Genomic DNA, 25,326 nt, shown 5'->3' on the forward strand with positions numbered 1-25,326 from the left:
ACATCGAGGGACTTGAAGTCCCTCAATGTGCCATTCACGGACTTCGGAGGGGCTACAGACTGGCGGCCGCCGCGGCGATCTTCGACGCGAACGTGCTCACCTCGGTGTAGACGCCGGGAGCGTGCGCCCGGGCGCAGCCGTCACCCCAGCTGACGATGCCGACCTGGATCCACGCGTTCGCGCTGTCCCGGCGGAACATCGGGCCACCGGAGTCGCCCTGGCAGGTGTCCACCCCGCCGGAGGCCAGGTTGCCCGCGCAGATCTCGGCGCTCGGGATGAGGTCGGGGTAGCTGCCGCCCTGCGCGGCGCAGGTCGAGTCGGCGACGAACGGAACGGTCGCCTTGAGCAGGTACCGCTGCTGCGAACCGCCCTCGGTCGCCGCACCCCAGCCCGCCACGGTGAACGTGCCGGAGTTGTACGCCGTGGTCGTCGCGATCGGCAGCGTGGTGAGGCCGCTGACCGGGCTGGCGAGCTTGATCAGCGCCCAGTCGCCGCCGGTCGAGGTGTCGTAGGTGGGGGACCGGTAGACGTAGGTCGACTTGATCTTCTTGGCGCTGGTGCTCTGCAGGTCGACCACACCGACGGTCGCCGTGATCGAGGTGTTGGCCCCGGTCCGGCTGACGCAGTGGGCGGCGGTCAGGACGATCTGGTTCGTGTACAGCGCCCCGCCGCAGCCCATGGAAAGCCGGACCATGAAGGGGAATTCGCCCTGCGCCGCCCGGGTTCCGCCGACGACGTCGGTGGACGGCGGCTGGGCGGCGGTGGCGATCGCGGGGGTGGCGAACGAGGCCGCCGCGGCGACCGCGGCGAGTGTGACGGTGGCGTTTCTGAGCAGGGTGAACCAGCGCTTGGGGGCCAAGGGGGATCAGTCCTTCCAGTGTCCACAGTGGAAGCGGAGCTCGAGAGCGACCCCACGACTACACCAGGTGCGCACAGACCGGGACAACCGACTTTCTTCGGATCTTCCGGGCGGTTGGGTGATTTCTCACCGACGGATCCGACGAACGCCGTAGGCCGAACCGCCCAGCGACAGCGCGACGCAGCCCGCGAGCACCGACGGCAGGGGAAGGCTGAAGGCGAGCACCACGCACCCGGCGAAGCCGAGGACGGCGATCGGCCGGGCCTTCCCGCTCAGCGTGAACGCCGCGGCGTTGGCGATCGCGTAGTACGTCAGGACAGCGAAGGACGAGAAGCCGATCGCGGCGCGCAGGTCGATCGACGCGGCGAGCACGGCGACGACGAGCCCGACGGCGAGCTCGGCCCGGTGCGGCACCTGGTAGCGCGGGTGCACGGCGGCGAGGAAGCGGGGGAGGTGGCCGTCGCGGCTCATCGCCAGCGTCGTGCGCGAGACCCCGAGGATGAGCGCGAGCAGTGAACCGAGGGCGGCGACGGCCGCGCCCACCCGGACGACCGGGGCGAGCCACCCCGGGACGGCCGCGGCGATCGGGTCCGGGCTCGCGGCGAGCGCGGCCGGGCCGAGCCGGACGAGCAGCAGCACCGCCAGCGCGGCGTAGACCACGAGGGTGATGCCGAGGGCGAGCGGGATGGCGCGGGGGATGGTGCGGGCCGGGTCGCGGACCTCCTCGCCGAGCGTGGCGAGCCGGGCGTACCCGGCGAAGGCGAAGAAGAGCAGCCCGGCCGCTTCGAGCACGCCGGTGCCACCCGGCCAGGCGACGAGCGGGCCGCCGTCCGACGGTCCGGCGGCCATCGTCACGGCCGCGGCGGTGAGCACGAGCAGGGTGCACGACACGATCACCCGGGTCGCGAGCGCCGACCGGTGCACGCCGAAGTAGTTGACGGCGGTGAGCGCGGCGACCACCGCGACCGCCAGAAGGCTCCGCCACGGCTGCCCGAGCCCGGGCGCGGCGTAGGCGACGACGGTCAGCGTCATCGCGGCGCAGCTGGCCGTCTTCCCGGTGACGAAGCCCCACCCGGCGAGGTATCCCCAGAATTCACCGAGCCTTTCCCGGCCGTAAACATAGGTGCCGCCCGATTCCGGATGAATCGCGGCGAGCCGCGCCGAAGACGTCGCATTGCAGTACGCGACGACGGCCGCCACGACCAGCGCGAGCAACAGCCCGGCCCCCGCGGCGCGCGCCGCCGGAGCGAACGCGACGAACACGCCTGCCCCGATCATCGAGCCGAGGCCCAGGAAAACGGCGTCGGCGAGGCCGAGCCGACGTGCCAGTGGTGCCGAACGCATCCGGGTGATCCTCCGTGGGAAAGCCATGGTGCTGATCCGGCCAAAGCGAACCACGGCCGAAGGGAAAGGTCGAACCGCCGGCGGTGATCGAGGAACTCATGGAAGGAGCGGCGCTGCCCACGGAACGAGAACCGGGTGAGCGGTTCGAAGTGTCGAGGGCGACCGTACGGCGTCCCCGAACGCCGGCCGGATGCAACCCGGCGGGGGTCCGCTTCCGTCTGGCAGGTATGCGCACGACGGTGAAACTGCTGGGGACGGGCCTGCTGCTGCTCACGGTGACCGCCTGCGGGGCGAGTACCGGCGCCGGCGGCCCCGCGGCGAGCAGCGCCGGGCCGTCGACGCCCACGACGCTGTCGAGCGTGCCGACGCCGACGCCCGCCCTGCCGCCGTCCCAGACCGTCGGGCGCCCGACGCAGGGCATCGCGCCGGGCGACGACGTCGTCGCCGAGACGCAGGTCGATGCCCGTGGGCTGCCCGAGGGGTACCCTCGCAGCCTCTTCCGCGCCATCGACGGCCGGACCCTCGTCCTGCAGGCCGAGGAAGGCGGCTGCCGCCGCATCTCGGCGCGCGTCGGCGAGCAGACGGCGCAGCAGGTGGTCGTGCTGGTCGCCGTCGGCTCCGCGCCGAAGGGCCAGCTGTGCCCGGACTACATCAGGGAGATCAAGATCCCCCTGGCGCTCGACGCGCCGCTCGGCACGCGCACGGTCGTCCTCCGCCAGGGCTGACCCCCGTGAACGCTGGGCGGGGCCGGCCCGGGATGCCCGGCGCGGCCCCGCCCAGGCCATGTCCGGCCTCCGGCCGATGCAACCCCGCGCCACCCCGGGTCCGTCTTCGGGACATGAGGTACTTAGCGAAGGTGGTCGGGACAGGCGCGTTCCTGCTGATGGCGACGGCCTGCGCCGGCCAGGACATGCCCACCGGCCGGCCCGCCTCCGGCGGCGACTCCGCGGCGCCCACCGGCAGCGTGTCGACGTCGCCATCGCCATCGCCGTCGCCGAGTGAATCGGTGCTGCCGGCGCCGCCGACGGCCAACCCGCCGGGCAAGCCCCGGCTCACCGTGCCCGAGGGCAGCAGCCCGGTGCCGGCGGACAAGATCGACGCGACCGCGCTGCCCGCGGGGTTCCCGCACGAGGTGTGGACGGCCAACGGCGGCACCATCCTCAACATCCGCGCCCAGGAGGGCGGCTGCGGCCACGCGCTCGGCGAGGCGGCCGAGCAGACGGGCGACCGCGTCGTCGTCAACCTGAGCGAGACCAAGGCCCAGACCGGCCAGATGTGCACGATGGACATCCGGTACCCGGTGCTCTCGGTCGCGCTGGCCGCGCCGCTGGACCAGCGCACGGTGGTGCTGAAGACCACGCCGCCGAAGTAATGGCCCCGGCCTGGGCTCCCCGGAGGGGAAGCCCAGGCCAGGCCGCACGCACCGCGATCATCGCCCGCGCTCGGCGCGAAGTCCGGCATGGTCGCGGCAGTGTCGAAGTTGTCGAAATTTGTCGAGACCAGTGTTGAACCCCGGCCGCGACCGGGCCGTGTCCCCGGATGAGGTGGTGACCAGAGAGGAGGGGCACATGCCCCGGTTGAGTAGTGGCCGGCACCGCAAGCAGGCGACCATCGGCCTGGCCGCGCTGCTGGGTGTTTCCGGCATCACCGCGACCGCGATCGCGCTGAGCAGTCCCGCGGGCAACGCGGCCGAGGCGCCGAAGGAGAACTGCGCGGGACTCGACACCGCCCTGCAGAACAACCTGAACTTCATCGCGGGCCAGCAGGCGAACCCGGACGCGCAGTCGGCCGCGCGGATCGCCAACCGGCAGGCGGTGGTCGACCTGATCCAGCAGCGCCGGCAGGTCGCCGGCTGCGCCGCGAACGTCGTCGCGGGCAACGGCCAGGCCGCCGCCCCCGGCAACTCCGGCAACGCGCCGGGCAAGGCCCAGGCGCCCGGTCAGCAGAAGAAGCAGGACCAGGCCGGTGCCGCGGACGCGGCGGCGCCGACGGGGGACGTCGTGTGCGCCGGCTCCACCGTGACGCTCTCGGGCGAGGCGGGCGCGCCCGCGGCGTCGAGCAACCAGTTCCCGGCGGGGACGAAGCTGAAGGTGACGAACCTCGACAACTCGAAGTCCACGACGGTGGAGGTGACTTCGGTGTCGGGCAGCTGCACGTTGCTCAACAACGCGGCCTTCGAACAGGTTCGGGAGCCCGGGAAGTTCCTCATCCGGCGCGCGCGGATCGAACGCGTGGGCTGAGGAACGCTCCGGCGCCCTGTCCGGCCACAGTGGACGGACAGGGGCGCCGGCCGGTGGCTCGGGTCAGCGGAAGCTGATCTGCAGCACCGGATCGCCGGTGCTGGCGAAGAAGTCGTTGCCCTTGTCGTCGATGACGACGAACGCCGGGAAGTCCTCGACCTCGATCTTCCAGACGGCCTCCATGCCGAGCTCGGCGTACTCGAGGACGTCGACCTTCTTGATGCAGTCCTGCGCGAGCCGGGCGGCCGGGCCGCCGATGGAGCCGAGGTAGAACCCGCCGTGCGCCTGGCACGCGGCCGTCACCTGCTTCGAGCGGTTTCCCTTGGCCAGCATGACGAGTGAGCCGCCGGCGGCCTGGAACTGCTCGACGTAGGAGTCCATGCGCCCGGCCGTGGTGGGCCCGAACGAGCCGGACGCGTAGCCCTCCGGCGTCTTCGCCGGGCCCGCGTAGTAGACCGGGTGGTTCTTCAGGTAGTCCGGCATCTCCTCGCCGGCGTCGAGGCGTTCGGCGATCTTGGCGTGCGCGATGTCGCGGGCGACGACCAGCGGCCCGGTGAGCGAAAGCCGGGTCTTCACCGGAAGCCGCGAAAGCTGCGCGCGGATCTCGGCCATCGGCCGGTTGAGGTCGACGGCGACGACGTCGTCGGAGAGGTCTTCCTCGGTGACCTCGGGGAGGAACCGGGCCGGGTCGTGCTCGAGCTGTTCGATGAACACGCCGTCGGCGGTGATCTTGGCCTTGGCCTGCCGGTCGGCGGAGCAGGAGACGGCGATGCCGACGGGGCAGGACGCGCCGTGGCGCGGGAGCCGGACGACGCGGACGTCGTGGCAGAAGTACTTGCCGCCGAACTGCGCGCCGATGCCGAACTGGCGGGTCATCTCGAGGACCTGCTGCTCGAGGTCCGGGTCGCGGAAGGCGTGGCCCAGCGCGGAGCCCTCGGTCGGGAGCGTGTCGAGGTAGCGCGCGGAGGCGAGCTTCGCGACCTTCAGGTTGAACTCGGCCGACAGACCGCCGACGACGATCGCGAGGTGGTACGGCGGGCAGGCCGCGGTGCCGAGGCCACGCAGCTTCTCGTCGAGGAACCGCGCGAGGCGCTTCGGGTTCAGGACGGCCTTGGTCTCCTGGTAGAGGAACGTCTTGTTGGCGCTGCCGCCACCCTTCGCCATGAAGAGGAACTCGTAGGACGGGTCATCGGCACCGTCCTTGTGGTAGAGCTCGACCTGGGCGGGCAGGTTCGTCCCGGTGTTGCGCTCGTCCCAGAAGTTCAGCGGCGCCATCTGCGAGTAGCGGAGGTTCAGCTGCTGGTAGGCGTCGAAGATGCCCTGGGAGAGGGCACGCTCGTCGTCACCGCCGGTGAGGACGCCCTCACCGCGCTTGCCGATGACGATGGCGGTCCCGGTGTCCTGGCACATCGGGAGGACGCCGCCGGCGGAGATGGCGGCGTTGCGCAGCAGGTCCATGGCGACGAAGCGGTCGTTGCCGCTGGCTTCGGGGTCGTCGACGATGGCGCGCAGCTGAGCCAGGTGTGACGTGCGCAACAGGTGCTGGATGTCGGTGATGGCGGTGCGCGCGAGGGTGGTGAGCGCCGCGGGGTCGACCTTCAGGAACTTCCGCCCGGCGGCTTCGACGGTCTCGACGCCTTCGGCGGTGACCAGCCGGTACTCGGTGGTGGTGTCCTTGCCCAGCGGGAGGACTTCGGTGTGCTGAAACGTGGTGGTGGACGGCACTGCCAGGCTCCTTTGCCAGCTCCGGGATCCGCCCACCCTACGCAGCCGGGAGGTCCACGCCGAAGAGGCATCCGGTCACTGTGGGACACCCCACCCGCCCCACCCCACAAAGAAACCGGCGCCTGGCCGGCTGAAGCTGGTCGGGAGGCCGGGTCCACCCCGACGGACCCGACCTCCCGGGGAAAGCTCCCAGATGCGTGCACATCCGGTCGCGTGGTTCTGCGTCCCAGGTGCCGTTTCGGCCGCTCAAAGAATGTGTCGTGACACAGGTCATAAGTCAACGCGGCCGAACGGGTGTTACCGAGGGTTGCTACCCACGCCCGTGAACGCCGAAACCACATTTCGTGGACGACTTTCCGCCGTGGCGCGCGGATCGGGGAAGCGCTGGTCGTCGGCCTGCCGATGCGCGGGCACGCGAAAAGGGGCGGATGCCCCGTGCACCCGCCCCTTCGCGATCACGGATCAGCTGGCGTACGCCCGGAGCCGGTCGGCGCGCTCGCCCTGGCGGAGCTTGGACATGACCTCGCGCTCGATCTGGCGGACGCGCTCGCGGGAGAGCCCGAAGTGCTTGCCGATCTGGTCGAGGGTGCGGGGCTGGCCGTCGTCGAGGCCGTAGCGGAGCCGGATGACGTGCTGCTCGCGGTCGTCCAGCGTCGCCAGGACGCGGCGCAGGTCGTCCTGCAGCAGGCCCGAGATGACGGCGCTCTCGGCGTCGGTCGCCTCGGAGTCCTCGATGAAGTCGCCCAGCGGGGCGTCCTCCTCCGTGCCGACCGGCATGTCCAGGCTTACCGGGTCACGCGAGTGGTCGAGCAGGTCGGAGATCTTGTGGGCCGGGATGCCCGACTCGGCGGCCAGCTCCTCGTGGGTCGCGTCGCGTCCGAGCTGCTGGTGCAGGTCGCGCTTGATGCGGGCCAGCTTGTTGACCTGTTCCACCAGGTGGACCGGGAGCCGGATGGTGCGGCCCTGGTCGGCCATGCCGCGGGTGATGGCCTGCCGGATCCACCACGTGGCGTAGGTCGAGAACTTGAACCCCTTGGAGTAGTCGAACTTCTCCACCGCGCGGATCAGACCCAGGTTCCCCTCCTGGATCAGGTCGAGCAGCGGCATCCCCCGGCCGGTGTACCGCTTGGCGAGCGAGACCACCAGGCGGAGGTTGGCCTCCAGCAGATGGTTCTTGGCCACGTGGCCGTCGCGGACCAGGGCCGACAGCTCCGTGCGGCGCTTGCTCGTGAGGGTCTCGGCCGTGTCCAGCATGTGCTGGGCGAAGACCCCGGCTTCGATGCGCTTGGCGAGCTCGACCTCGTCGGCCGCGCTGAGCAGGGCGGTCTTGCCGATGCCGTTGAGGTAGACGCGCACCAGGTCGGCGGCGGGGCTCTGGGCGTCGAGGTCGGCGTCGGTGAGCGCCCCGAAGGTCACCGATTCGTCCGACGACGGCGCTGATGGCGCCGGGATGGCGCGCTCACGAATCCCGCGCGACTCGCGTTCGAGAGTCTGGACTGACATTCTGCCTCCCCGGTCACGGGCTGAACGTGCTGCGGTAAGTCACGCCGGGTGCGTACCCGCGAACCGGGGCCTGTGGAGCCCGGTACGCCGGTCCGGCCGGCTTGGCTGGACATCTGGCACAACGCTCCGGGTTGCCAAAACGTTCCCGGCTCGTCATAAGGGAAGACGGCTGCGGGAGCGTTCCGGTTGCTGAACCATTGCTGAGCTTTTGCTGAGAACGCTCCAGGGGCGGGAAACCTGAGAATTCAATGTGAATCACGGCGGAAACTGAACCGGTCCGAGTTGGTCTAAACCTCTACGAGAACGGTGAACGGACCGTCGTTGACGCTGGAGACCGCCATCATCGCGCCGAACCGCCCCGTCGCCACGGTGGCGCCGCGGCCGCGCAGCTCGGCCACGACGGCGTCCACCAGCGGTTCGGCGGCCTCGGGCCGGGCCGCCTGCGTCCACGACGGCCGCCGTCCCTTCTTCGTGTCGCCGTAGAGCGTGAACTGGCTCACCACGAGCAGCGGCGCATTCGCCGTGGCGCATGATTCCTCGTCACGAAGCACGCGCAGTTCGTGCAGTTTCCGCGCCATGGTGACGGCCTTCGCCGCGTCGTCACCCAGATGGATTCCCAGCAGCACAAGCAAACCCGGCTCGGTGATCGCCCCGACGACCTCGCCGTCGACGGTCACGTCCGCCCGCGTGACACGGGCCGCGACGGCCCTCACCGGCCCGCCGGGACGAGCATCCCGTGCCGGACCAGCTCGCGGACGACGGGCAGTGCGGCGGCCGCCAGCTCGCCCGCCTCCAGGCCCTGCGCGGCCGCGAGGAGCTCGATCAGGTCCGTCAGGGGCAGCGCGCCACGGCAGCCCGCCAGCAGCCGCGCGGCCAGCTCGTCGACCTCGTGCTGCCAGCCCGGCCCGTCGGTGCGGTGCAGCCGCCGGACCGTCGTCGCCCAGCCCTCGTCGCCGGGTTCCTCGATGCTTTCCAGCAAAACCGTGTCCGGAACCACAAAACGGACATCCAGCAATGAATCCCCCGATTCACGCAGCCATTCCACGCGGTCCAGCCAGCCCGCCGCTTCGGGCCCCAGCGGGTCGTCGTAGGCCTGCCGCAGGTCTTCGCACACCACGGTGGCTGTGTTCACCCCAGTCGCGCGCCGCAGCGTGACGAAGCCGAAACCGATGCCCCGGACGTCGTTCGCCGCGAACCAGTCGAGCCACGCCGCCGCCTTCGCCCGGCCCTCCGGCGAGCGCGGATCGAGGCCGGCGTCCCGCAGCCACGTGCCGACGTAGAGCGCCGGGTCGGCGACGTCGCGCTGGACGAACCAGGCGTCCGTCTCGGCGGGCAGCCACCGGCTCACCCGGTCGGCCCAGTCCTCGGTTCCGGTGTGCAGCCACGAAGCCAGCAGCTGGCCGACGCCGTCGTCGTTCAGGAACCCGGGCAGCTGCCGCACGACCAGCGCGCTCGCGTCGTCGCCGGCCAGCCCGGAGTCGCGGTAGGTGTAGTCGACCCGCGCCGGGCCGACCACGAACGGCGGATTGCACACGACCTGGTCGAACTTCCGCCGCGCGACCGGCGCGAACCACTCGCCGCGCACCAGTTCGACGTCCAGTTCGTTCAGCCGGAAGGTCGCCGCGGCCAGGGCGAGGGCCCGCTCGGAGACGTCCGTGGCGGTCACGCGCCGCGCGTGCCGGGTCGCGTGCAGTGCCTGCACGCCGTTGCCGGTGCCCAGGTCGAGCAGGGTGCCGACCGGGCGGCGGCTGGTGGCGCGGATCAGCGACAGCGACGCGTGGCCGACGCCGAGCACGTGGTCCCCGGGCACGGCGGTGCCGAGCACGTCGGCGTCGAGGTCGGAGACCACCCACCAGGAGCCCTCGTCGTCGCCGTGCGGGCGGACGTCGAGGGCGGCGCGGTAGCCGCCGGTGACCGGCGCGAGAAGGCCCGCCGTCACGGCGTCCTCCGGCGTGAGCGGCGCGAAGGCGGCCTTGACCGCGGTCTCCGGCTCGCTCCCGCCCAGCAGGAACAGCCGGATCAGGGTGCCGAGGTCACCCGCGTCGCGGGTCGCGCGCTCCGCCGGCAGCGGCTCGCCGCGGCCCAGCGCCGCGTGCGCGGCGCCGCCGAGGGCGGCCACCACGCCGTCGGCGTCGTAGCCGGTGCGCCGGAAGGCTTCGCGCAGCCGCGCGCAGACGTCGTCGGACAGGTCGGGCAGTACGCTTCGCGTGCTCACGGTGGGTAATGGTGCCACGATGGCTTCCGTGACCCTTGAACGCGTCCTCGCCCCGCTCGACGCGGCGCTGCCCGAGCTCGAAGCGCTGTACATCGACCTCCACGAGCACCCCGAGCTGTCGTTCGCCGAGACGCGGACGGCGGCCGAGCTGGCCCGGCGGCTGGAGCTCGACGGTTACGAGGTGCACACCGGCATCGCCGGCACCGGCGTGCTGGGCGTGCTGCGCAACGGCGAGGGCCCCACGGTGCTGCTGCGCGCCGACATCGACGCGCTGCCGGTCGAGGAGAAGACGGGCCTGTCCTACGCCAGCACCGCCCGCGGCACCGACGAGCACGGCCAGGACGTGCCCGTCATGCACGCCTGCGGCCACGACATGCACGCCACCTGGCTCTCCGGCGCCGCCGCGCTGCTCGCGCGCGGCCGCGACACCTGGTCCGGCACGCTGCTGGTGGTGTTCCAGCCGGGGGAGGAGAGCGCCGGCGGCGCCGCGGCGATGGTCCGCGCCGGCCTGTTCGAGATCGCCGGCCGGCCCGACGTCGTGTTCGGGCAGCACCTGGTGCCCGGCCCGGCCGGCTGGGTGCTCACCCGGCCCGGCGTGATCATGGCCGCGACCGACACGCTGCGCGTCACCCTGCACGGCCGCGGCGGGCACGGGTCGCGCCCGGAGACGACCGTCGACCCGGCCGTGCTGGCCGCGTCCGTGGTGCTCAAGCTGCAGACGATCGTGTCGCGGGAGATCGCCGCCACCGACTCGGCCGTGGTCACCGTCGGCTCGCTGCACGTCGGCACGGCGAGCAACGTGATCGCCGACGACGCCGTCCTCGAGGTCAACGTCCGCTCGTTCGACCAGGCCGTCCGCGAGCGGGTGCTGGCCGCGGTGGAACGGATCGTCAACGGCGAGGCGGCGACGGCCGGCGCGCCGAAGGTCCCGGACATCGAGCGGGGCAGTTCCTACCCGGTCACCGAAAACGACGCGGCCGCCAACGACGCGCTCACCGAGGTCTTCCGCGGCCACTTCGGCGCGGACTCGACCTTTCCCGCGCCGCTGATCACCGGCAGCGAGGACTTCAGCGAGTTCGGCCGCGCGGCGGGCGCGCCGTCGGTGTTCTGGCTGGTCGGCGGCTTCGACCCGGAGACGGTGATCACGGCGATGACCGAGGGCCGGTTCGAGCGCGACATCCCGTCCAACCACTCGCCGCGGTTCGCCCCGGTGCTGCACCCGACCCTGCGCACCGGCATCGAGACTCTCGTCGCCGCGGCGCTGAGCCGGTTGCGTCACCCCGCTGTCGGATGAACCACACGAGTGGGACGATGGACCACGGAGGTGGTGCAGTGACCATGCCCGCCAACGACTCGGACCCGGTCCTGATCACCGGGGCGGCCCCGTCGTACGAAGAGCAGTTCGCGGCACGCAAGCGCAAGTACGTCATCATGATGGCCTGCCGCATCCCGTGCCTGATCGCGGCCGGGCTGACCTACCACGTGTGGTGGCTGGCGCTGACGTTCCTGGCGATCTCGGTGCCGCTGCCGTGGGTCGCGGTGCTGGTCGCGAACGACCGCCCGCCGCGCAAGTCCGAGAACGTCTCGACCTACCAGCACGAGGCGAAGGCGATCGAGAGCACCACCCACCGCGTCATCGACGGCTGAGGCGTCAGGGAGCCACTTCTCCGACGAAAGATGCGCTTTGGGTCGCCTGAGGCGCATCTTTCGCCGAGAAAGATGCGGTTTTAGGCAGGCTGAGGTCCGACCTTTCCGACGGCCAGCGCGCCCAGCCGCGTCCCGCGCCGCAGGACGTCCACAGTGGACTCCCCGGCGAGCCAGCCGGTGAGCACGCCCGCGTCGAACGCGTCACCCGCGCCGGTCGAGTCGACGCAGTCGGCCTCGACGGCGGGCACGCTCGTGACGCCGCCCTGATCGACCCAGCTGGCGCCGTCCAGCCCGGCGGTGACCACCACCGCGCCGACCGCGCCGAGCAGCTCCTTCGCCGACGCCGGGTCCGCCGACCCGGTCAGCGCGACCAGCTCTTCGGTGTTCGGCATCAGCAGGTCCACCCCGCGCACGTCGTCGAGGAACGCGGCCGGGTCGGTGATGTGCGCGGCGGCCTGCGGGTCGACCGACGTCGTCAACCCGGCTTCGCGGGCCGCCGCCAGCGCCGCCAGCCCGGCCGCGCGCGACGGCGGGTCGAGCAGGACGTAACCGGACAGGTGCAGGTGGCTCGCGTCCTTCAGCACCTCGGCGGAGACGTCCTCGGGCGAGAAGCGCTGGTTCGCGCCGCGGTCGGCGAGCATGCTCCGCTGCCCCGAGCCGTCGACCATCACCACGACGCAGCAGGTCGGCGCCTCCGGGTCGACGGCGAACGCGCACCGCACGCCCGCCGCCTCCAGCTCGGCCTTGATCAGCCGGCCGCCCGGGTCGTCGCCGATCCGCGCGAGCAACGTCGTGTCGGCGCCGAGGGAGCGCAGCCACAGCGCCGTGTTCGCGCCCGCGCCGCCGCCGGTGAACCGGATCTTCGCGCGGGCGTCACCGCCGTGCGGCAAGGGCTTGTCGTGCCGGGCGATCACGTCGAGGGCCGCGTCGCCTACCACCACGATCCCGGTCATGCCAGCGCCACCGCCACCTCGGTCGCCAGCTTCGCGTTGTTGAGCACCAACGCCTCGTTCGCGTCGATGCTCACGCCGCCGCTCGCGGTGTGGAAGTGCTCCAGCAGCACCGGCGTGACGTCGGCGCCGTGCACGCCCCGCTCGGCCACCAGCGCGAGGCCTTCGGCGAGCAGCCGGTCGTGCAGCTCCCGGTCCATTTCGGACTCTTCGGGGATCGGGTTCGCCAGCAGGACACCGGAAGACGCGTACGCCCGGTGCGCGGCGACCACGGCGGCGGCCTGCTTCGGGTCGTCGACCCGCCAGCCGACCTGGTGGCCCGACGAGCGCAGGTAGAACGCCGGGAAGTCGCCGGTCCGGTAGCCCAGCACCGGCACGGAGTTCGTCTCCAGCACTTCCAGGGTCGCCGGGATGTCGAGCACCGACTTCACGCCCGAGCACACGACCACGGTCGGCACCTTCGCCAGCACGCCGAGGTCCGCCGAGACGTCCCAGGTCCGCGCGGCGCCGACGTGCACCCCGCCGAGCCCGCCGGTGGCGAACATCCCGATCCCGGCCGCGGCCGCCAGCGCCGACGTGCTCGCCACGGTCGTCGCGCCGGAGCGGCCGAGCCCGACGGCCGGGCCGAGGTCGCGCAGCGACAGCTTGTCCAGCCCGGCGTCCGGCGCGCAGACCCGCTCCAGCTCGGCGGGGGCGAGGCCGACGACGACCCGTCCGTCGAGCACCGCGATCGTGGCCGGGACGGCGCCGCCGTCGCGCACCACGCGCTCGAGGCGGCGGGCGACGTCGAGGTTGCGGCCCGGCGGCAGGCCGTGGGACAGGATGGTGCTCTCCAGCGCGACGACGGGGTGCCCGTCACGCAGCGCCGAGGCGACCTCTTGGTGCAGGTTGAGTGGGGTGGTCACGAGGAACCATCATCGGTGATCGCTCCGCGCGCGGAGCCAGTGGGTCAGCTCGGCGGAAAGGTTCGCCGTCGCGGTGCTCGCCCAGCGTGTTCGCGCGGCTTCGCTGCGGTAGAGCGTCCGGGACAGCAGGCCTTCGAGGACGGCGACGCGTCCTTCGCGCCAGATGTCGTCGGGGTACTTCGCGTACTCCTCGCGCACCCCGCGGGCGTACGTCGCGTACAGCTCGGGAGGGGCGCCGAGGATCGCCAGGTCGGCGTCGAGCAGGGCGGTCGCGAGGGCGTCTTCCGGCGGCGCGTCGTGCTTGGTCGTGGCGAGGATCAGGTCCGTGACGCGCTCGATGTGCGCTTCGCCGGTCTTCGCCTGCTTCAGCGCTTCCCGGGCCCATGCGGCGCTGGCGCGTTCGTCTTCGCCGGGCTTCGCGTCGTACACGACGTCGTGCGTCCAGGCCGCGACGGCGACCAGGGCGCGGCTGGTTTCGCCGAGGTCCAGGACGTCCGCGAGCCAGGCGGAGTCCCGCGCGACGGCGGCCGCGTGGTCCAGGGTGTGGTAGCGGCGGTGCGGTTCGCCGTAGCGCGCTTCGAGCCGTGCCCAGCCGGCCGCCGACGGCTCGCCGCCCAGCGCCGCGATCGCTTCGGGCCACTCCATGGCTAGTCGAAGATCCCCCGCGGCCGGGCCACCTGGTCGAGCCAGTCCTCGAGCTGCTTCTCCCAGTTCACGTCCGGCTTCATGGTGAACGTCCCGAGGAAGTCCTGGCCCCGGCCGCCGAAGCCGCCGCTCTTGCTCACCCGGACCCGCTTGGTGACCTCCAGCACGACCTCGGTGCGCTCCGGTGAGGTCAGGAAGGTGACCGCGAGCTGCGTGAAGACGCTCGCGAAGCGCGGCGAAGGCGCGAAGCGGATCTCCTGGAAGAACGGCAGCTGCTGCGGCGCGCCGTGGATCCGGCCCTGCTCGAGGATCGCCTCGCGGAAGGTGAACCCGATCCGGCTGACCGCGTCGAGGACCCGTTTCTGCGCCGGGAGCGGCTCGATCGCGACGGCGTCGGCGTCGAACGGGTCGGCCACCGCCGCGGCCAGGTCGAGCTCGGCCCGCACCCCGACCGCCGTGCCGGCCAGCGGCTTGGCGTAGACGCTCGTCACCGGCGTCTCCCACGGCAGCGCCAGCTCGAACGGCAGCCGGACCTGCTGGCCGGCGCGGATGGTCTCCCGGCCGACCAGGTGCTGCGTGCCGAAGGGGAGGTCTTCGGTCTTGTCGGCGCCGGGGATCTGGACGCGGGCCAGCAGCGTCACCGCGAGGCCTTTGATCTCCTGGTCGACCTCGCCGCCGAGCAGCAGCACCTCGCCGTGCAGCGGGCGGCCGGGGGAAGCGGTCCGGTCCAGCAGCCGGGCGTCGAGCCGCGCCCCGCCCGAGCCGAACGTCGCGAGCACCTTCTGGAACATGCCCGCGATCCTGCCAGGTCGAGGGGCTTTCGTAGGCGGTTCCGGGGGACTCGGGCACAATGGCCGGGTGAGCACCGAGACTCTGACGAAGCCGGAAACCACGCCCGAGGGCGCGGACACCACCGACGACGACACCCCGAAGATGTTCCACTACGTGAAGAAGAACAAGATCGCCGAGAGCGCGGTCATGGGCAGTCACGTGGTGGCGCTGTGCGGCGAGGTCTTCCCGGTCACGAAGTCGCCGAAGCCCGGGTCACCGGTCTGCCCGGCCTGCAAGGAGATCTTCGACGGGCTGCGCCCGGGGGAGTGACCTCCGGCCGGGACCCCGGCGGGTGTGCCCGCCGGGGCTTTTCCGCTGTCCGGAAACGGACAGATCGCCGGACAAATGTGAATAACCTTCATTCGGCGGGTGTGCCGGCGCGGGACTCCTGGTAGATCGAGCGGACCAGGTTCCCTCACCCACCGGAGTCGCACATGCGCAGAACCGGAATCGTCGTCGCCGTCGCCGCCCTGCTCACCGCGTTCTCGCCGGCGCTCGCCCAGGCCGTCACGGGCTGGGCGGAGGTCGGCCGGGACCAAGCCCGTGCCCTCGACGAGAGCCAGGGCCTCGCCACGATCGTCCGCCCGTCGGGCACCACCATCCGCTACACCGGGGTCGGCACGATCCCGGCGGAGGAGAACTCGCAGGGCTGGAACCACGTCGGCGACCCCGGCTCGGCCCAGGGCTGGTACGTCGAGCCCTACCAGCGTGACGACCGGGGCGCGAAGCTCTTCCGCGTCCAGGCCCCGGACGGCTCGTGGAAGAACTACAAGCACGACCTCGAGTCGTGGGAAGCGAACAACAACTCCTTCGCCGCGGTGTCGCCCGACGCGCGCTGGCTGGTGGCGGGGGAGTGGGGCACCATGGCCCGGCTCCTGGTGCACCCGATGCCGGGCGCGGTGGCCACGGACCCGGCGCAGAACCTGCCGTACGCGTCCGCGATCCGGCTCGACCACCCGGTCCGCGACGTCCAGGGCTGCGACTTCCAGACCGTCACCCGGCTGCTCTGCGCGTCCGACGACCCGGACGGCAGCCTCTTCGGCACGACGAAGCCGCTGCTGCAGGTCGACCTGGCCGGCCCGCTTTCCGGCGCCGACGTCGCGGGTCACGTCACGTCGCTGGGCCGGCTCCCGCTCCGCAGCGGCTGCGGCGGGAACTTCGAGGTCGAGGGCCTCGACTTCGACGAGCGCGACAACACGCTCCGCGTGATCGTGATGTCCCCGGGCATCTGCATCCTCTTCGACAGCATGACCTACCGCTTCCGCCAATAACCCGTAACTCGCGTGATCAGACCCGTAACTCGCGTGATCAGACCCGTAACTCGCGTGATTGGGGCCGTGACTCGCGAGTTACGGCCCCAATCACGCGAGATCCGGCTTGGATCACGCGAGTTACGGGGTCAGGCGGTGGGGGCGGGGTCCAGGGACTCCGATTCCGGGGCCTTCGCCGGGGTCCGGCGCGCTTCGCGGCGGGCCCGGCGGCGCTCCTTGCGGGTCTCGACCATCGTGTAGAGGGTCGGGACCAGCACCAGCGTCAGCAGTGTCGAGCTGACCAGCCCGCCGATCACCACGATCGCCAGTGGCTGGCCGATGAACCCGCCCTGCCCCGTGATGCCCAGCGCCATCGGGACCAGCGCGAAGATCGTCGCCGCCGCGGTCATCAGGATCGGCCGCAGCCGGCGCCGGCCGCCCTCGGTGACGGCGTCGGCGACGCTCATCCCTTCGGCGCGGTACTGGTTGATCAGGTCGATCAGCACGATCGCGTTGGTCACCACGATGCCGACCAGCATCAGCATGCCGATCAGCGCCGGCAGGCCGAGCGCGGTGCCGGTGGCCAGCAGCAGCCCGATCGCGCCGGTCGCCGCGAACGGGATCGACACCAGCAGGATCAGCGGCTGGATCAGGCTGCGGAACGTGGCCACCATGATCAGGAACACGATCGCGATCGCCGCCAGCAGCGCCAGGAACAGGTTCGAGAACGCCTCCTGCTGGTCCTGGCTCACCCCGCCGAGCGAGGACGACGCGCCGCCGGCGAACGTCAGCCCGGCCAGCTTGGCCTTGATGTCCGCGGTGGTCTTGGTCAGGTCGTCCCCGGTGTTCTTGGCCGTCACCGTGGTGCTGAGGTCGCCGCCGGTGCGGCGCACCGACGCCGGGCCGTCCACAGTGGACACCTTGGCCACCTCGTCGAGCCGGACGACGCCGCCCGGGCCCGGGATCGGCAGGCCCTGCACCTGGTCGACGGTCACCGGGGCGGTGCCGGCGCGCAGCACGATGTCCGTGCGCTGTCCGTCCACGGGCAGCTGTGTCACCGTGCGCCCGGCGATCGCCTGGTTGGCGATCTGCCCGATGGTGCCCGCCGACAGCCCGTGCGCGGCGGCCGCGGCGGCGTCGACCTCGACCTGCACCCGCGGCGAGCCGACGGCGAGGTCGCTGGTCACCTCGGTCAGCCCGGACACCCCGCGCAGCGCCTGCAGCACCTGGTCGGCGGCCGGCTTCAGCGCGTCCTGCGAAGGCGCCGTGACGGTGACCGAGACCTGGTCGGAGTTGAACCCGGACGCGTCGGCGCCGATCTTGATCTCGCCCAGCTCGGGCCGTGCCGTCAGCTTGCCGCGGAGCCGGTCCGACAGCGCGTCGAGGTCGGTGTCCTTCGCGACGGTGACGGAGATGCTGGTCGAAGTGCCGCCCCCGAAGCCGAACGGGCCGCCACCGCCGACGCTGACCTGGTAGGTCCGCACCGCGGGCTCGGCCGCGAGGGCCTGCTCGACGGCGGTGGCCGCCTGCTCCTTCGCCTCGACGCTGGTGCCCGCGGGCAGCTTCTGCGTCAGGTTCAGCGTGGTGCCGCCGGACTGGTCGAGGAAGTTGGTGTCGAGCCGCGTGGCGAGCCCGACCGTGCCGGCGAAGATCAGCAGCGCGAGCAGCACGACGGTCAGCCGCCGCCGCGTCGCGAACCGGATCACCGGCAGGTAGGCCCGCTGCAGGATGCCGCGGCGCTCCTTTTCGACCGCCGCCTCGCGCGCCCGCTCGGCCTCGATGGCGTCCGCCGGGACCGCGGGCCGCTTCAGGAACCAGTACGCCAGCACGGGAACCACGGTCAGCGACACGAGCAGCGAAGCCAGCAGCGCCACCGTCACGGTGATCGCGAAGGGCGTGAACAGCTCGCCGACGAACCCGCCGACGAACGCGATCGGGAGGAACACCGCGACGGTCGTCAGCGTGGACGAAGTGACCGCGCCGGCCACCTCTCGGACGCCGTCGAGCACCGCCCGCTGTTTCTCTTCGCCGTACGCCAGATGCCGTTTGATGTTCTCCAGCACCACGATCGAGTCGTCGACCACCCGGCCGATCGCGATGGTCAGCGCGCCGAGGGTGAGCAGGTTGAGCGACAGGTCGCCGGTCCACAGCGCCAGCAGCGCGACCACCACCGACAGCGGGATCGACACCGCGGTCACCAGCGTCGAGCGCACCGACAGCAGGAACAGCAGGATGACGAGGACGGCGAACGCCAGCCCCAGCAGGCCTTCGGTGGTGAGACCGCTGATCGCGTCCTTCACCGGCGTGCCCTGGTCGAACACGACGCTCATCTCGGCGCCGGTCTTCTTCGCCAGGTCCGGCAGCTTGTCGCGGACGGCGTCGGAGATCGCGACGGCGTTTCCGTTGTCCACCATGGTGATCGAGAGACCGAGGCTGGGTTTGCCGTTGGTGCGCGTGATCGACGTCGGCGGCGCGAAGCCGGCCTGGACGTCGGCGACGTCGCCCAGCTTCACCGGACCCCGCCCCGGGGCGCCCGCTCGCGCGGCACCCGGGGTCAGGTACAGGCCGCGGAGACTGTCCACAGTGGTCTGTCCACCCCCGACCTGGACCGACAGCGTCTTGCCGTTCTCGGTCAGCGTCCCGGCCGGCACCGCGGCTCCGGCCGTCTGCAGCGTGGTGGCGATCGAAGCCGGGTCGACGCCCGCGGCGGCGAGCTTCGCGTAGTCGAGCGCGATCGTGACGCGCGGCTGCCGGACGCCGGTGACCGTCACGGTGCGGACGCCGTCGATCTTCCGCAGCTCCGGCGCGACCTGGTCGGTCAGCGCGGGCGCGAGCGCCTGCGGGTCCCCGGTGGTGCCCGCGGCGACCAGCACGACCGGCAGGTCGTCGGTGCTGCCCGCGGACACCGTGGGCTCGGAGTTCTGCGGCAGCCGTGGCCGGACCTGGTTCACGACCTGCTGGATCCGCGAGACGGCGGCGTCGATGTCCGTGCCGAACGCGAACCGCGCGACGACCCGCGAAACGCCGTCGGAAGACGTCGAGCTGAGCTGCTCCAGGCCTTTCAGCCCCTGCAGACCGCCTTCGAGAGGCTCGGTGACCTGCTGGTCGACCGCGTCCGGCGACGCGCCCGCGTACGCGGTGACGATCTGCGCCTGCGGGAACTGCAGGGACGGGAACAGCTGCTGCTTGAGCTGCGGCAGCGCGAAGGCGCCGAAGCCGACGACGACGAGCGCGAGCAGGCCGATCAGGCTCCGGTTGCGCAGGCTCAGTCTGGCCAGCACGGACATGATGTGAAAACCCCCTCAGGAACGACGCGGCGACCCATGCCTGCGTCAGTGACACGGAGAGCCTCCCATGTCCGAACTGAGGAGCGACTCAGTCTGGGGGTGGATTCCGGGTCGTCCCTTCGGTGGACCCGCGACCCTGAGGAGCGCTGGGTGCCGGTTCCGGCGCGCTGCGTGACGGATTGCCGTCCTCTTCGGACGGTGCGGCCACGTCGTCCCCGGCCGTGCCGTTGCGGGAGACGTCTTCGCCGCGCGGGCGCCGCAGCGGCGTGGTCGAGCGCTCCCACAGCTTGCGCCCCTCCTCCGAGCGCAGCCGCTCGGAGGCGCGTTCCATCTCCAGCCGCCGCCACTTGCGCCGCTGCCGCCGGGTCGCCTTCGCCGGCCACAGCTCCTGGATCGCGCTGTTGAAGTACGCCCCGCCGACCACGGCCAGCCCGATGAAGAACATCAGCAGCAGGAACGCGATCGGCGCGGCCAGCGCGCCGTAGGTATAGCCGGTCTTGGTGATCCAGTTCAGGTAGACGCGCAGGCCGATCGAGGAGAGCAGGAACACGACCATGGCGAGCACCGCGCCGGGCAGCCCGCGGTGCCACGGCAGCTTCCGCGGCAGCGCGAGCTTGTACAACGTGGTCAGCGCGAGGGTGATCATCGCGCCGAGCGCGGGGAAGTACAGCGTGCTCACCCACGACGTCACGGTCGGGCGCCAGGCCGCCGGGAAGAACTCCGGCAGCAGGTCGGGGCCGATCGCCAGCAGCGGCAGCCCGACCACGAGGATCACCAGGCCGCACAGGTACAGCAGGAGCGCGAAGATCCGCTGCCAGACGTCGTTGCGGACGCCGTACTGGTCGTGCGCGACGGTGATCGCGTCGACGAACGACGACATCGCCGACGAGCCCGCCCACAGCGAGATCAGGAAGCCGACCGAGACGATCTCGCCCTTGCCGACGGTGAGGATGCTGTTCACGGTCGGCTCGATGATGTCCTGCACGGCGTTGGTGCTGAAGACCGTCCGGCAGAAGCCGATGATGCGGTCGTGCACCGCGGTGACCACGTCCTGGCCGAACCACTCGCCGACGAACCCCAGGCTGCCGAGCAGGCCGAGCAGCAGCGGCGGCAGCGACAGCGTCTGCCAGAAGGCGGCCTCCGCGGCTTCGGAGAAGACGTTGCCTTCCCAGGCCTTGCCGAACGTGCGCGTGACGAGCCGCCACGGCCCCTTGCGGGCCACCTTCGCCGACTCCGGCGGCTGCACCTCACCCATGACGTGTCCAGCATGGTCCATCGGCACTGATTTGGCTCGTCACCGTCGGTGCGCCCGGGCGTGTCGAGGGGCCTCACCCGTGCCGGTGCCGGGAACTGTCGGACCCGGACGGTAGACTCGCTCCAGTGCCCTCACCGCAGTAGCCGACGCCGAAGTCGGTACCACAGTGAGGGTTTTCGCACGTCAAAGCACTTGAGGCACGGGAGCGAGGGGGAGGACCGGCGATGACGGAGACGCAGCTCGGGGCACCTCCCGCGGAGAAGGACTCGACCGCGCGCCCGCTGCGGGCGTGGCAGCGGCGGGCGCTCACGAAGTACCTGACCCGGCGGCCGAAGGACTTCCTCGCGGTGGCGACGCCGGGGGCCGGCAAGACGGTGTTCGGCCTGCGGATCGCCGCCGAGCTGCTGAGCGACCGCACGATCGAGGCGGTCACCATCGTCACCCCGACCGAGCACCTCAAGCACCAGTGGGCGGCGTCGGCGGCACTGGCCGGCATCCAGATCGACTCGAACTTCCGCAACACCACGGGTGTGACGTCGTCGGACTACAACGGCGTCGCCCTGACGTACGCGCAGGTCGCGGCCCACCCGACGCTGCACCGGGTGCGCACCGAGAACCGCAAGACGCTGGTCATCCTCGACGAGATCCACCACGGCGGCGACGCGAAGTCGTGGGGTGACGCGATCCGCGAGGCCTTCACCCCGGCCGTGCGGCGCCTGTCGCTGACCGGGACCCCGTTCCGCAGCGACGACTCGGCCATCCCGTTCGTCACCTACGAACCGGACTCCGGCGGGTTCCAGCGCAGCAAGGCCGACCACTCCTACGGCTACGCGGACGCGCTGGCCGACGGCGTGGTCCGGCCGGTCGTCTTCCTCGCCTACTCCGGCGAGGCCTCCTGGCGCACCAGCGCGGGGGAGGAGTTCACCGCGCGGCTCGGCGAGCCGCTGACCGCGGAGCAGAACGCCCGGGCGTGGCGCACGGCGCTCGACCCGGCGGGCGAGTGGATCCCGGCGGTGCTGCAGGCCGCCGACACGCGGCTGTCGCAGGTCCGCCAGAGCGTGCCCGACGCGGGCGGCCTGGTGATCGCCACCGACCAGGAGACGGCGCGGGCGTACGCGAAGATCCTCGAGCGCATCTCGGGGGAGATGCCGACGCTGGTGCTCTCGGACGACCCGAAGGCCTCGGGCCGGATCAAGGAGTTCTCCGAGACGAACGAGCGCTGGATCGTGGCGGTCCGGATGGTCTCCGAAGGCGTCGACGTGCCGCGGCTGGCCGTCGGCGTGTACGCGACGAGCGCGTCGACGCCGCTCTTCTTCGCCCAGGCGATCGGCCGTTACGTGCGGGCCAGGAAGAAGGGCGAGACGGCGAGCGTGTTCCTGCCGTCGGTGCCGGTGCTGCTGGAGCTGGCCAGCGAGCTGGAGGCGCAGCGCGACCACGTGCTGGGCAAGCCGCACCGGGAGAAGGAAGGCTGGGAGGACGAGCTCCTCGCCCAGGCCAACCGCACCGAGGACGAGCCGGGCGAGGAGGAGAAGGCGTTCACGTCGCTGGGCGCCTCCGCCGAGCTCGACCAGGTCATCTACGACGGCAACTCGTTCGGCACCGCGGTGTTCTCCGGCTCCGACGAGGAGCAGGAGTACCTCGGCCTGCCCGGCCTGCTGGAGCCCGACCAGGTCCGGGCGCTGCTGCGCAAGCGGCAGGAGGAGCAGATCGCGGACGGGAAGCGCCGCAAGCCCGCGAAGGAGGAGGCCCCGCCGGCCCCCTCCCGCCCGGCCTCGGTGAGCGAGCGGCTCGGCGCGCTCCGCAAGGAGCTCAACGCGCTGGTCGGCATGTACCACCACCGGACGAAGAAGCCCCACGGCGCGATCCACAACGAGCTGCGCCGGGTCTGCGGCGGTCCTCCGACCGCGATGGCGACCGTCGAGCAGCTCGAGGAGCGGATCGTGACACTGCGCTCCTGGTAGCGCACAGGCAGTGAGCGTCGCAGGTGCGGCGCGTCGGCACGCCGCCCGTCCGAAAGCCTCTGAAGGGGAGCTTCAGGGCACCGAAGGGCCAGTGAAGGAAACAGTCCGTTTTGCCCTCTTCGGGGCGGCCCCTGCGCCGTCTCGTGTCACCCGAGAGGTTGAAGTCCGGCCGTCACCGTCTGTTCCCGAACCCCGTTCGAGCGCTTGTGACGCTGCGTATCCGCCTGTCACCCGCAAGCTGCCCGTTCTTCCCCGGCCGGACGGCGGTTCGGGCAGTCAGTCCGAAAGGTTTCGCAAGTCGGCGACCAGGCGTGGCCGTGGTCGGTGGGATCACCACCAATCCGCGCCAGGTCGCACTCGGTGCCCGGCGGCTCCGGCGGCCGGGGGACGTCCGGGCCACCAGAAAACTTCGAAGTGACCCACCGTGAGTGCTGGCGATCACATCGTCAGCGGATCTACTCTTTCCGGGCGAGGTTCAGTCCGTGTTGCCGAACCGTGTCCAATTGGTGTCATTTAATCGATCCAGCTATCTTCCCCGCAGCCGCTCAGCGGCATATGTTGTCGCCCACAACATATGCGCGACGGTGCGCCGGGCCTCTCCGGATCACCGCCCCGCAGGCCCGAGACGACGTCGACGGCCGCTCGTCACAATGCTTGGATCCGGAAGGAACGAGGATGCGCACCAGAACCCTTACCCTCCTTGCCGCCACGGTGAGCACCGGCCTGGTGCTCACCGCCTGCGGCGCCAACAGTTCGAACAACGGGGGCACGGGGAGCAGCTCCAACTCCGCGTCCGCCCCGGCCGCCGGTGGCGCCAGCGGCAAGGTCGGCGTCATCCTCCCCGAGACCGCCAGCTCGGCGCGCTGGGAGGCTTTCGACAAGCCCATGCTGCAGGCCGCGCTGTCGGCGCAGGGCTTCGAGGCCGACGTCCAGAACGCCCAGGGCGACGCCCAGAAGTTCGCCACCCTGGCCGACGGCTTCATCAGCTCCGGCGTCAAGGCCCTGATCATCGCCCCGGCCGACCCGGCCGTCGGTGCCTCGGTCGAGGCGAAGGCGAAGGCCGCGGGCATCCCGGTCATCGACTACGACCGGCCGAGCCTCGGCGGCAGCGCCGACTACTACGTCTCGTTCGACAACGAAAAGGTCGGCCAGCTGCAGGGCCAGGCCATGGCTGAGGCGCTGAAGAGCAAGCCGGGCGCGGGCGTCGTCCAGATCGAGGGCGCCCCGACCGACAACAACGCGACGCTGTTCACCAAGGGCCAGGAGTCCGTCCTCGACCCGCTCTACGCGGCCGGCACGCTGAAGCGGATCCAGAAGCAGCCGATCAACGACTGGGACAACCAGCTCGGCGGCACGACGTTCGAGCAGATCTTCACCAACAACGGTGGCAAGGTCGACGGCGTCGTCGCGGCGAACGACGGCCTGGCCGGCGCGGTCATCACCGTCCTCAAGCGGAACGGCCTCAACGGCAAGGTCCCGGTCACCGGCCAGGACGCCACCGCCGACGGCCTGATGGCGATCATGCGCGGCGAGCAGTACATGACTGTCTTCAAGCCGATCAAGGAGGAGGCCGAGGCCACCGCCAAGCTGGCCGCCGCCCTGGTCAAGGGCGACAAGGCCGGTGCGGACGCCATCGCGACCGGCAAGCTGCACGACCCGAAGAACAACCGCGACATCAAGTCCGTGCTGCTCACGCCGAAGACGATCCTGGAGAAGGACATCAAGATCGTCGTGACCGAGGGCTACGTGAAGGCGACCGAGATCTGCGGTGGCGAACTCGCCGCCAAGTGCAGCTCGCTCGGCATCACCTCCTGAGCCGCCCGCGTTGCCGGTCGGGTTGGCAACGAACGGCGCAGTACCCATGAACAGCCGGGCCGGGACACGCACCCCGACAGCGCGTCCCGGCCCGGTCCCCACCCAGGAGAAAAGCCATCCATGAGTGAGCCCATTCTCGAGATCAAGGGCCTGAACAAGAGCTTCGGCCCTGTCCACGTCCTCCATGACGTGGACTTCGACGTGCGTGCGGGGGAAGTGACGGCACTCGTCGGCGACAACGGCGCCGGCAAGTCGACCCTCGTCAAGTGCATCGCCGGCATCCACCCGTACGACTCGGGGGCCGTGCGGTTCAACGGGCAGGACACCCACATCCGTGGCCCGCGCGACGCCGCCGACCTCGGCATCGAGGTCGTCTACCAGGACCTCGCACTCGCCGACAACCTCGACATCGTCCAGAACATGTTCCTCGGCCGCGAGCGCGGCAGCTCGTGGAAGCTGGACGAAGCCAGCATGGAGAAGGCCGCCCGCGAGACGCTGGCCTCACTGTCGGTCCGGACCGTGAAGTCCGTCCGCACGCCCGTTTCCTCGCTGTCCGGCGGGCAGCGCCAGACCGTCGCCATCGCGAAGTCCGTGCTGTGGAACAGCAAGGTCGTCGTGCTGGACGAGCCGACCGCCGCACTCGGCGTCGCGCAGACCCGGCAGGTGCTCGACCTGGTTCGCCGGCTGGCCGAGCAGGGCCTCGGCGTCGTGCTGATCAGCCACAACATGGCCGACGTGTTCGAGGTCGCCGACCGCATCGCCGTGCTCTACCTCGGCCGGCTCGTCACCGAGGTGCACACGAAGGACGTCACCCACGGCCAGGTCGTGGAGCTGATCACCGCGGGTCGCTCCGGTGACCTCGGTCTGGCCCGGCCCGAAGCTGTGGTCCTGTGA

Annotated in this window: 22 protein-coding genes and 1 pseudogene; 11 read left to right on the forward strand and 12 right to left on the reverse strand. The window is 71.4% G+C overall.

Going from position 1 to position 25,326, the window contains the following annotated elements; genetic code table 11:
* Nucleotides 1–52: 52 nt before the first annotated feature.
* Nucleotides 53–859, reverse strand: coding sequence for a serine protease (locus AB0M82_RS30065; protein ID WP_364728819.1), 807 nt, complete (start codon nt 857–859; stop codon nt 53–55).
* A gap of 126 nt (nt 860–985) precedes the next feature.
* Nucleotides 986–2,203 carry an amino acid permease gene (locus tag AB0M82_RS30070; protein WP_364728822.1) on the reverse strand — a complete coding sequence of 406 codons (1,218 nt, stop codon included), beginning with the start codon at nt 2,201–2,203 and terminating at the stop codon, nt 986–988.
* A 65-nt stretch (nt 2,204–2,268) separates the two neighbouring features.
* Here AB0M82_RS30070 and AB0M82_RS30075 point away from each other — a divergent pair.
* From AB0M82_RS30075 to AB0M82_RS30090, 4 genes and pseudogenes are all read left to right on the forward strand, one after another.
* Nucleotides 2,269–2,376, forward strand: a pseudogene (locus AB0M82_RS30075) (GntR family transcriptional regulator); the annotation flags it as partial.
* A 54-nt stretch (nt 2,377–2,430) separates the two neighbouring features.
* Complete coding sequence (locus tag AB0M82_RS30080; protein ID WP_364728825.1) at nt 2,431–2,928, forward strand: hypothetical protein; 498 nt, start codon at nt 2,431–2,433, stop codon at nt 2,926–2,928.
* A gap of 131 nt (nt 2,929–3,059) precedes the next feature.
* Nucleotides 3,060–3,575: a hypothetical protein gene (locus tag AB0M82_RS30085; RefSeq protein ID WP_364728957.1), complete on the forward strand. Its 516-nt coding sequence runs from the start codon at nt 3,060–3,062 to the stop codon at nt 3,573–3,575.
* A gap of 196 nt (nt 3,576–3,771) precedes the next feature.
* Nucleotides 3,772–4,443, forward strand: coding sequence for a hypothetical protein (locus AB0M82_RS30090; protein WP_364728828.1), 672 nt, complete (start codon nt 3,772–3,774; stop codon nt 4,441–4,443).
* Between the two features lie 63 nt (nt 4,444–4,506).
* Here AB0M82_RS30090 and AB0M82_RS30095 read toward each other — a convergent pair whose 3' ends face one another.
* The 4 genes from AB0M82_RS30095 to AB0M82_RS30110 form a co-directional block, all read right to left on the reverse strand.
* Complete coding sequence (locus tag AB0M82_RS30095; RefSeq protein ID WP_364728831.1) at nt 4,507–6,168, reverse strand: fumarate hydratase; 1,662 nt, start codon at nt 6,166–6,168, stop codon at nt 4,507–4,509.
* Between the two features lie 462 nt (nt 6,169–6,630).
* Nucleotides 6,631–7,671 (reverse strand): sigma-70 family RNA polymerase sigma factor, encoded by a 1,041-nt coding sequence (locus AB0M82_RS30100; protein WP_364728834.1) that lies wholly within the window; start codon nt 7,669–7,671, stop codon nt 6,631–6,633.
* Between the two features lie 287 nt (nt 7,672–7,958).
* A complete protein-coding gene (gene dtd, locus AB0M82_RS30105) occupies nt 7,959–8,384 on the reverse strand; it encodes a D-aminoacyl-tRNA deacylase (RefSeq protein ID WP_364728837.1) in 426 nt (141 codons plus the stop codon).
* Nucleotides 8,381–9,886, reverse strand: coding sequence for a methyltransferase (locus AB0M82_RS30110; RefSeq protein WP_364728840.1), 1,506 nt, complete (start codon nt 9,884–9,886; stop codon nt 8,381–8,383). The genes dtd and AB0M82_RS30110 overlap by 4 nt, the downstream gene beginning before the upstream one ends.
* Nucleotides 9,887–9,914: 28 nt before the next feature.
* On the opposite strand from AB0M82_RS30110, the gene AB0M82_RS30115 reads away from it, so the two are divergent.
* The gene (locus AB0M82_RS30115; protein WP_364728843.1) at nt 9,915–11,180 is read left to right on the forward strand and encodes an amidohydrolase; all 1,266 of its coding nucleotides are present in this window, start codon (nt 9,915–9,917) and stop codon (nt 11,178–11,180) included.
* A 38-nt stretch (nt 11,181–11,218) separates the two neighbouring features.
* Entirely contained in the window at nt 11,219–11,533 is a 315-nt protein-coding gene (locus AB0M82_RS30120) for a DUF3099 domain-containing protein (protein ID WP_364728846.1), read from the forward strand.
* A gap of 80 nt (nt 11,534–11,613) precedes the next feature.
* On the opposite strand, the gene AB0M82_RS30125 is transcribed toward AB0M82_RS30120, so the two are convergent.
* Genes AB0M82_RS30125 through AB0M82_RS30140 form a run of 4 tightly spaced genes read right to left on the reverse strand, consistent with a single transcriptional unit; the run spans nt 11,614 to nt 14,824 of the window.
* Nucleotides 11,614–12,486 carry a carbohydrate kinase family protein gene (locus AB0M82_RS30125; protein ID WP_364728849.1) on the reverse strand — a complete coding sequence of 291 codons (873 nt, stop codon included), beginning with the start codon at nt 12,484–12,486 and terminating at the stop codon, nt 11,614–11,616.
* Entirely contained in the window at nt 12,483–13,388 is a 906-nt protein-coding gene (locus AB0M82_RS30130; protein ID WP_364728852.1) for a pseudouridine-5'-phosphate glycosidase, read from the reverse strand. Before AB0M82_RS30130 ends, AB0M82_RS30125 begins: the two co-directional genes overlap by 4 nt.
* A gap of 9 nt (nt 13,389–13,397) precedes the next feature.
* Nucleotides 13,398–14,033 (reverse strand): hypothetical protein, encoded by a 636-nt coding sequence (locus tag AB0M82_RS30135; RefSeq protein WP_364728855.1) that lies wholly within the window; start codon nt 14,031–14,033, stop codon nt 13,398–13,400.
* 2 nt (nt 14,034–14,035) lie between these two features.
* Nucleotides 14,036–14,824, reverse strand: coding sequence for a sporulation protein (locus AB0M82_RS30140; RefSeq protein ID WP_364728858.1), 789 nt, complete (start codon nt 14,822–14,824; stop codon nt 14,036–14,038).
* Nucleotides 14,825–14,891: 67 nt separating this feature from the next.
* Between AB0M82_RS30140 and AB0M82_RS30145 the strand changes: the two genes are divergently transcribed.
* Both AB0M82_RS30145 and AB0M82_RS30150 read left to right on the forward strand, forming a co-directional pair.
* Nucleotides 14,892–15,134: a DUF3039 domain-containing protein gene (locus AB0M82_RS30145; protein WP_364728861.1), complete on the forward strand. Its 243-nt coding sequence runs from the start codon at nt 14,892–14,894 to the stop codon at nt 15,132–15,134.
* Nucleotides 15,135–15,298: 164 nt separating this feature from the next.
* Nucleotides 15,299–16,135 carry a hypothetical protein gene (locus AB0M82_RS30150; protein ID WP_364728864.1) on the forward strand — a complete coding sequence of 279 codons (837 nt, stop codon included), beginning with the start codon at nt 15,299–15,301 and terminating at the stop codon, nt 16,133–16,135.
* Nucleotides 16,136–16,263: 128 nt separating this feature from the next.
* On the opposite strand, the gene AB0M82_RS30155 is transcribed toward AB0M82_RS30150, so the two are convergent.
* Nucleotides 16,264–19,401, reverse strand: coding sequence for an efflux RND transporter permease subunit (locus tag AB0M82_RS30155; RefSeq protein ID WP_364728867.1), 3,138 nt, complete (start codon nt 19,399–19,401; stop codon nt 16,264–16,266).
* Between the two features lie 88 nt (nt 19,402–19,489).
* Nucleotides 19,490–20,656: a YihY/virulence factor BrkB family protein gene (locus AB0M82_RS30160; RefSeq protein ID WP_364728870.1), complete on the reverse strand. Its 1,167-nt coding sequence runs from the start codon at nt 20,654–20,656 to the stop codon at nt 19,490–19,492.
* Between the two features lie 224 nt (nt 20,657–20,880).
* On the opposite strand from AB0M82_RS30160, the gene AB0M82_RS30165 reads away from it, so the two are divergent.
* The 3 genes from AB0M82_RS30165 (at nt 20,881) to AB0M82_RS30175 (ending at nt 25,326) form a co-directional block, all read left to right on the forward strand.
* Nucleotides 20,881–22,617 carry a DEAD/DEAH box helicase gene (locus AB0M82_RS30165; RefSeq protein ID WP_364728873.1) on the forward strand — a complete coding sequence of 579 codons (1,737 nt, stop codon included), beginning with the start codon at nt 20,881–20,883 and terminating at the stop codon, nt 22,615–22,617.
* 675 nt (nt 22,618–23,292) lie between these two features.
* Complete coding sequence (locus AB0M82_RS30170) at nt 23,293–24,432, forward strand: substrate-binding domain-containing protein (protein WP_364728876.1); 1,140 nt, start codon at nt 23,293–23,295, stop codon at nt 24,430–24,432.
* A gap of 120 nt (nt 24,433–24,552) precedes the next feature.
* Nucleotides 24,553–25,326, forward strand: a complete 774-nt coding sequence (locus tag AB0M82_RS30175) for an ATP-binding cassette domain-containing protein (RefSeq protein WP_364728879.1) — start codon at nt 24,553–24,555, stop codon at nt 25,324–25,326.

The sequence above is a fragment of the Amycolatopsis sp. NPDC051128 genome (assembly GCF_040682715.1).
GTDB lineage: Bacteria > Actinomycetota > Actinomycetes > Mycobacteriales > Pseudonocardiaceae > Amycolatopsis.